This window comes from Paenibacillus sp. (genome assembly GCF_035645235.1).
Classification (GTDB): domain Bacteria; phylum Bacillota; class Bacilli; order Paenibacillales; family YIM-B00363; genus Paenibacillus_AE.
Window position 1 is genome coordinate 23,094 of record NZ_DASQMZ010000113.1, and the last position, 6,550, is coordinate 29,643.

Annotated in this window: 5 protein-coding genes and 1 other RNA gene; all 6 read left to right on the forward strand. The window is 62.0% G+C overall.

Going from position 1 to position 6,550, the window contains the following annotated elements; translation table 11 throughout:
* Positions 1-165 precede the first annotated feature (165 nt).
* On the forward strand, positions 166-1,458 hold the full coding sequence (gene eno / locus VEZ38_RS10530; protein ID WP_324893312.1) for a phosphopyruvate hydratase: 1,293 nt from the start codon (positions 166-168) through the stop codon (positions 1,456-1,458).
* Between the two features lie 33 nt (positions 1,459-1,491).
* The gene (locus VEZ38_RS10535; RefSeq protein WP_324893313.1) at positions 1,492-2,208 is read left to right on the forward strand and encodes a M50 family metallopeptidase; all 717 of its coding nucleotides are present in this window, start codon (positions 1,492-1,494) and stop codon (positions 2,206-2,208) included.
* Between the two features lie 12 nt (positions 2,209-2,220).
* The gene (locus VEZ38_RS10540) at positions 2,221-3,072 is read left to right on the forward strand and encodes an MBL fold metallo-hydrolase (RefSeq protein WP_324893314.1); all 852 of its coding nucleotides are present in this window, start codon (positions 2,221-2,223) and stop codon (positions 3,070-3,072) included.
* Positions 3,073-3,155: 83 nt separating this feature from the next.
* Complete coding sequence (gene secG / locus VEZ38_RS10545) at positions 3,156-3,389, forward strand: preprotein translocase subunit SecG (RefSeq protein ID WP_324893315.1); 234 nt, start codon at positions 3,156-3,158, stop codon at positions 3,387-3,389.
* A gap of 108 nt (positions 3,390-3,497) precedes the next feature.
* The gene (rnr, locus tag VEZ38_RS10550) at positions 3,498-6,176 is read left to right on the forward strand and encodes a ribonuclease R (RefSeq protein ID WP_324893316.1); all 2,679 of its coding nucleotides are present in this window, start codon (positions 3,498-3,500) and stop codon (positions 6,174-6,176) included.
* Positions 6,177-6,340: 164 nt separating this feature from the next.
* Positions 6,341-6,550, forward strand: a transfer-messenger RNA (tmRNA) gene (gene ssrA / locus VEZ38_RS20680); the annotation flags it as partial.

The following is a 6,550-nucleotide window of genomic DNA, read 5'->3' on the forward strand; positions in this document are numbered from 1 at the left end:
AGTCGGAGAAACTCCGACTATCGGCGCGCACCTGAGCCGCGGAAGCGGAATAGTCGGAGAAATTCCGACTATCGACATTAACCCGGGCTCATCCGGCCCCGTGAAATCATGCATCATAGGCATCCTGCCTACTGAATAAACCTATCTAAGGAGTGTACCCAATCCATGACGATCATTGCAGACGTATACGCACGCGAGGTGCTCGATTCCCGCGGCAACCCGACGGTCGAAGTCGAAGTGAAGCTCGAGTCCGGCGCCAAAGGCCGCGCCATCGTTCCGTCCGGCGCTTCCACGGGCGCGCACGAAGCCGTTGAGCTTCGCGACGGCGACAAAGGCCGTTACCTCGGCAAGGGCGTCCTGAAAGCCGTCCAGAACGTTAACGAAGTGATCGCGCCGGTCATCATCGGCCTCGACGCGCTCGAGCAAGTCGCGATCGATAAGGCGATGATCGACCTTGACGGCACGCCGAACAAGGGCAAGCTCGGCGCCAACGCGATCCTCGCGGTATCGATGGCGGTCGCTCGCGCCGCAGCCGACGCGCTCGACATCCCGATCTACAATTACCTCGGGGGCTTCAACGCGAAGCAGCTGCCGGTGCCGATGATGAACATCGTCAACGGCGGCGCGCATGCGGACAACAACGTCGACGTGCAAGAGTTCATGGTGCTGCCGGTCGGCGCGCCGAGCTTCGCCGAAGCGCTCCGCGCGGGCGCGGAAGTGTTCCACGCGCTGAAGTCGGTCCTCAAAGAAAAGGGCCTCAACACCGCAGTCGGCGACGAAGGCGGCTTCGCGCCGAACCTCGGCTCCAACGAAGAAGCGCTGCAGACGATCATCGCGGCGATCGAGCGCGCGGGCTACAAGCCGGGCGTCGACATGTTCCTCGGCATGGACGTCGCGTCCACGGAGTTCTTCAAGAACGGCAAGTACGAGCTTGAAGGCGAAGGCAAGTCGTTCACGCCGGCGGAATTCGTCGACCTGCTCGCGAGCTGGGTCGACAAATACCCGATCATCACGATCGAAGACGGCTGCTCCGAAGACGACTGGGAAGGCTGGAAGCTGCTCACCGACCGCCTCGGCGGCAAAGTGCAGCTCGTAGGCGACGACTTGTTCGTCACGAATACCGAGCGTCTCGGCAAAGGCATCGAAGAGGGCATCGGCAACTCGATCCTCATCAAGGTCAACCAAATCGGCACGCTGACGGAGACGTTCGACGCGATCGAAATGGCGAAGCGCGCAGGCTACACGGCGGTCATCTCGCACCGTTCCGGCGAGTCCGAGGACAGCACGATTTCCGATATCGCCGTCGCGACGAACGCAGGTCAAATCAAGACGGGCGCGCCGTCCCGGACGGACCGCGTCGCGAAGTACAACCAGCTGCTCCGCATCGAAGACAACCTGAACGTCGCCGCGCAATACGCCGGCAAGAAGGCGTTCTACAACCTTAAGAACTTCAAGTAAACAATAGCATCTTCCGAAAAGGGGGAGCCGCTCATGGGCCGATGGATCGTCACGCTAACGTTATTAGCGGGGTGCTTCGTGCTGACGGAGTGGCTCCCCTTTTCGCCGTATTTCCGCAATATGGATACGATGGTGCACGAATTCGGACACGCGGCGGCGACGCTGCTGCTGTCCGGCCATGTGCAGTACATCCACCTGTACGAGGACCACAGCGGCGTGACGCTGTCGGCCGTCCAAAGCGGGTGGCGGCTCATTCCGGTCGCGCTTTCGGGCTATATCGCCGCTTCTCTGTTCGCGGTGCTGCTGTTCGCGCTGCACCGGCACAAGCAGCATCGGCTCGGTCTCGCGATCGTCACCGCGATCGCCGCCGTCAGCCTGCTGCTGTTCGTGCGCAACGCCTACGGCGCCCAATGGCTGCTCGGCTTCATCTGTCTGAATGCGGTCGCGTTCGTGCTGCCGATCGCCATCGTCCGAACCGGCTATTACTTGCTGCTAGCGTTCCTGTCGCTCGTCGAATCGGTCGTCGGCGCCGTGACCATTCTCATTCTCGCCTGGACGACGCCCGACGCCGCCGGCGACGCCGCCAATCTCGCGAACGCGACCGGCGTCCCCGCGCAGCTCTGGGGTTTGCTGTTCGTCGGGTTCGCGCTGCTCTGCGCGAAGAAGGCGATCGGCCATTTCCTCGCGCCGCCGAAGAAGAAGCCGTCGTGGCCGGCAAAGAAACGAGGTTTATCCTCCCCGTTATCATAGGAGACTACACAGATGGTGCATCGATTTTTAACCGAAAGATTCGTCTATATGCCGGCGGACGGCTCCGTCGACCGTCCGATCCTCGGCGCGGTGCTCGGGGACGAGCGGACGCTCTATATCGACGCCGGCAACTCGAAGCGGCACGCGGCTGCGTTCCGCGAGAGCGTACGGCGCGAGGGACTCGTCCGACAGCCGTTGACCGCGCTGACGCATTGGCACTGGGATCACAGCTTTGGCGCAGCCGAAGACACCGAAACGCTGTTAATCGCGCACGAGCGCACCCGGAACGCCTTAACGACGCAGGTCGGCCTCGACTGGTCCGACGCCGCGATCGACGAGCGGGTCCGTGCCGGGACCGAAATCGAGTTTTGCGCGACGTACATGAAAAAGGAGTTCGGGAGCGACCGCGACATCGACGTGCGGCTGCCGGACGTCACGTTCGACCGCTCCCTAACGATCAACCTGGGCGGTGCGACATGCCGCATCGATCACGTCGGAGGCGTGCACGCCGACGACTCCTGCTTCCTCTACGTGCCGGAGGAGCGCGTCCTGTTCCTCGGCGACGCTCTCGGACCCGCGATCTACGACGGACCGCGATACTACAAGGCCGGCGACTTGCTGCGCCTGCTCGAGCGCGTCCGAGCGTACGATGCGGAGTGGTATATCGAATCGCACCACCGCCCGGTCCAGTCCGACGAATTTTGGGCGGAGATGAAAGAGTTCGGCGCGCTCGCCGAGATCGTGCTCGCCTACGGCGACAACGAAGCGAAGGTGTCGCGGGAGCTCGAAGCGGCGCTGGGCCGCCCGCTCACGGACGACGACCGGCGGACGGTCGGCGAGTTTATGGAGGGCGAGCGGCGGTAGCGTTTTCTAAACTGGTTGCCTTGTCCCCCTCCATGTGGTACTATTAGAGATACGTGAGTTTTGTGCTTCGGAGGTGGAACGTTTTGGAGACGTTGTTTAAAGTATTGTTGATCATTTTCTCCGTATCCTTGATCGCGATCGTCCTGCTGCAGAAGGGCAAGAGCGCGGGCTTATCGGGCGCGATTACGGGCGGCGCGGAGCATTTGTTCGGCAAGCAGAAAGCGCGGGGCATGGATTTGGTGCTGCAGCGCGTAACGATGGTGCTTGCGGCGGGCTTTTTTATCTTGACCGTCGTCGTGGCGTACGTCGTTGGGTAAGGTACAATTATACAGGAATGAGCGCTATACAGCAGGTTAATCTAAACCTGCTGTTTTTGTTTTGCTCTGACGTGGATACACTAGAAGTAAGGAATCGGGGTGATGCGCATGGTAACGAAGCAAGAGCTTCTTGATTTTATGAAAGAGACGGCGTATAAGCCGATGACGGTGCAGGAGCTGGAAAGCCATTACGGCGTCGACGACGCGGACGAGTTCAAAGAACTGGTCAAGCTGTTGAACGAGATGGAAAACGAAGGCGAGATTCTGCGCACCCGCACCGACCGGTACGGCGTGCCGGAGCGAATGAATCTGATTCGCGGGCGGCTGCATGCCCATCCGAAGGGCTTCGGCTTCTTGATCCCGGACGACAAAGAACATCCGGATATCTACATCCATTTGAACGACATGAAGGGCGCGATGCAAAACGACATCGTGCTCGGTCGGGTGACCGGACGCAGCGGGCCGAACGGCGCGAAGCTCGAGGGCGAGGTCGTTCGCGTCGTGAAGCGGGCGAATTCGAAAATCGTCGGCACGTTCGAGAGCCACGAGACGTACGGCTTCGTCCTGCCGGACGACAAACGGATCCAGAAAGACGTGTTCATTCCCCGCGAGAAGTTCATGGGGGCGGTGACCGGACAGAAGGTCGTCGTCAACCTCGTGTCGTTCCCGGACGGGCGGGCGGCGGCGGAGGGCGAGGTCGTCGAAATTCTCGGCCATAAGGACGATCCCGGCGTGGACATCCTGTCCATCATCCGCAAATTCGGCTTGCCGGAGTCGTTCCCGCCCGAGGTGATGGAAGAGGCCGAGGCGGCGCCGGACACGATCCGCGAAGAGGAGCTCGTCGGCCGCCGCGATTTGCGCGGGCGCACGATCGTGACGATCGACGGCGAGGACGCGAAGGATCTCGACGACGCAGTCGAGGTGCAGCGTCTCGAGAACGGAAACTATATGTTAGGCGTGCATATCGCGGACGTAGGGTACTATGTGCGCGAAGGCTCGGCATTGGACCGGGAAGCGTTCAACCGAGGCACGTCGGTGTATTTGGTCGATCGCGTCATCCCGATGCTTCCGCATCGGCTGTCGAACGGGATTTGCTCGCTGCATCCCCGCGTCGACCGGCTGACGCTGTCGTGCGAGATGGAGATCGACCCCACGGGTAAAGTGGTGCGCCACGATATTTACCCGTCCGTCATTAAGACGGTGGAGCGGATGACGTATAAGAACGTACGGCTGTTAGTGGATGAAGAAGCGGATCCGGAGCCGGAGCTGCTCGAGCGGTATAAAGAGCTGATTCCGTTCTTCCGCCAGATGCGGGATCTCGCGCTCATCCTGCGCGAGAAGCGGATGCGCCGCGGCGCGATCGACTTCGACTTCTCGGAATCGAAGGTGATCGTCGACGAAGATGGCAAGCCGATCGACATCGTCAAGCGTCCGCGTACGATCGCGGAGATGATGATCGAGGAGTTCATGCTGGCGGCGAACGAGACGGTGGCGGAGCATTTTCATTGGCTGAAGGTTCCGTTCTTGTATCGCGTGCACGAAGACCCGGATCAAGAGAAGCTGCTGCACTTCATGCAGTTTATTACGAACTTCGGGTATGTCGTGAAGGGCAAAGGCAACACCGTCCATCCGCGCGCGCTGCAGTCGCTGCTGGAGGAAATTAAGGGCGCGAAGGAAGAGACGGTCATCTCGACGGTCATGCTGCGCTCGATGAAGCAGGCGCGCTACGACGCGGAGTCGCTCGGGCATTTCGGCCTGGCGGCGGAGTTTTACTCTCACTTCACGTCGCCGATTCGCCGGTATCCGGACTTGGTCATCCACCGCATCATGCGCGAGGTGATCAACAACGGCGGCGCGGGCCTCGCGGATCACCGCCAAGATTATCTGGCGTCGCGCATGCCGGATATCGCTCAGCAATCTTCGGAGCGGGAACGGCTCGCGGTCGACGCGGAGCGGGAGACGGACGCGCTGAAGAAAGCCGAGTACATGGTCGATAAAATCGGCGAGGAATTCGAAGGCATCATCTCGTCCGTCACGTCGTTCGGCATGTTCATCGAGCTGGAAAATACGATCGAAGGCCTTGTGCGCCTCAGCGACCTCTCCGACGATTATTATCATTTCCACGAGATGCAGCTGGCGCTTATCGGCGAGCGGACGGCGCGGGTGTTCCGCATCGGCGACGAGGTGAAAGTGCGCGTGGCGCGCGTCAACGTCGACGAGCGCAACATCGACTTCGAGCTCGTCGACATGAAGTCCCGCGCGGGCGGCCGGGCGAATTTCATTCGCGGCGACGCGGCGGTCGGACGCGGCGGTTCGGCGGGCGCGGGAGCCGGCGGGCGCGGCAAGCGGCACCGGCCGAAGGTCATCGCGACCGAGGGCACGCAGGAGCGCAACAGCCGCGGCTCGCGCAACGCGAACGAGGGCGCAGGCGCGGGAACGGGAACGGGGGGCGCCGATTTCTGGGGCTTTAAGACAAGCGGCGAGAAGAAGCGCCGAGCCGGCTCCGCGGCGGGCGGCGGCGCGGGCGGCACGGGCGGCGGTCCCGGCAAGCGCAGCGGCGCCGGCGGGAAGAAGAAGCCGCGCACGGGCGGCTTCGGCGGCGGCTTCGCCGCGGGCCCCGGCACGGGCAAGGACGGCGGCAAGAAGAAGAGCCGCAACGGCCCGCGCGCGGGCGGCGGCAACCCGCGCACGTCGGCGATGGCGGAGGCGTCGGCAGAGCTGACGCCGTCGCTGCCGGCCGGCGGCGAGAAGAAGAAGAAGCGCTGGAAGAAGAAGCGCAAAGACTAGGCGTCGCGGCCGGCGGCCGCGCCTCGGCAGCGTCCGGGGCGCGGTCGTTGTCTGCGGATTCGCATTCGAATTCGCGATGGATGGCGTTCCACCAGTCCCCATACCATTGCGCTTCGTTTTCTGATATACTTGGTTTTGTAACGCCGCTTCATTGATCGACGCTCGGGGCCGTTTTTGGATTCGACGGGAATAGTTCGAGCATGAGTAGCGAGTAGCGGGGCTGCGTCCGCTTCATCAACGCGAAAGCCAATTAACTGGCAAAGCACAACCTTCTTTCGCAGCAGCAGCTTAATAACCTGCTCTCGAGCTCTTACCCTGCATCGCCCATGTGCCGGGATAGGGGCTAACCTCTAGTGGGATACGCCGTCAGGTCT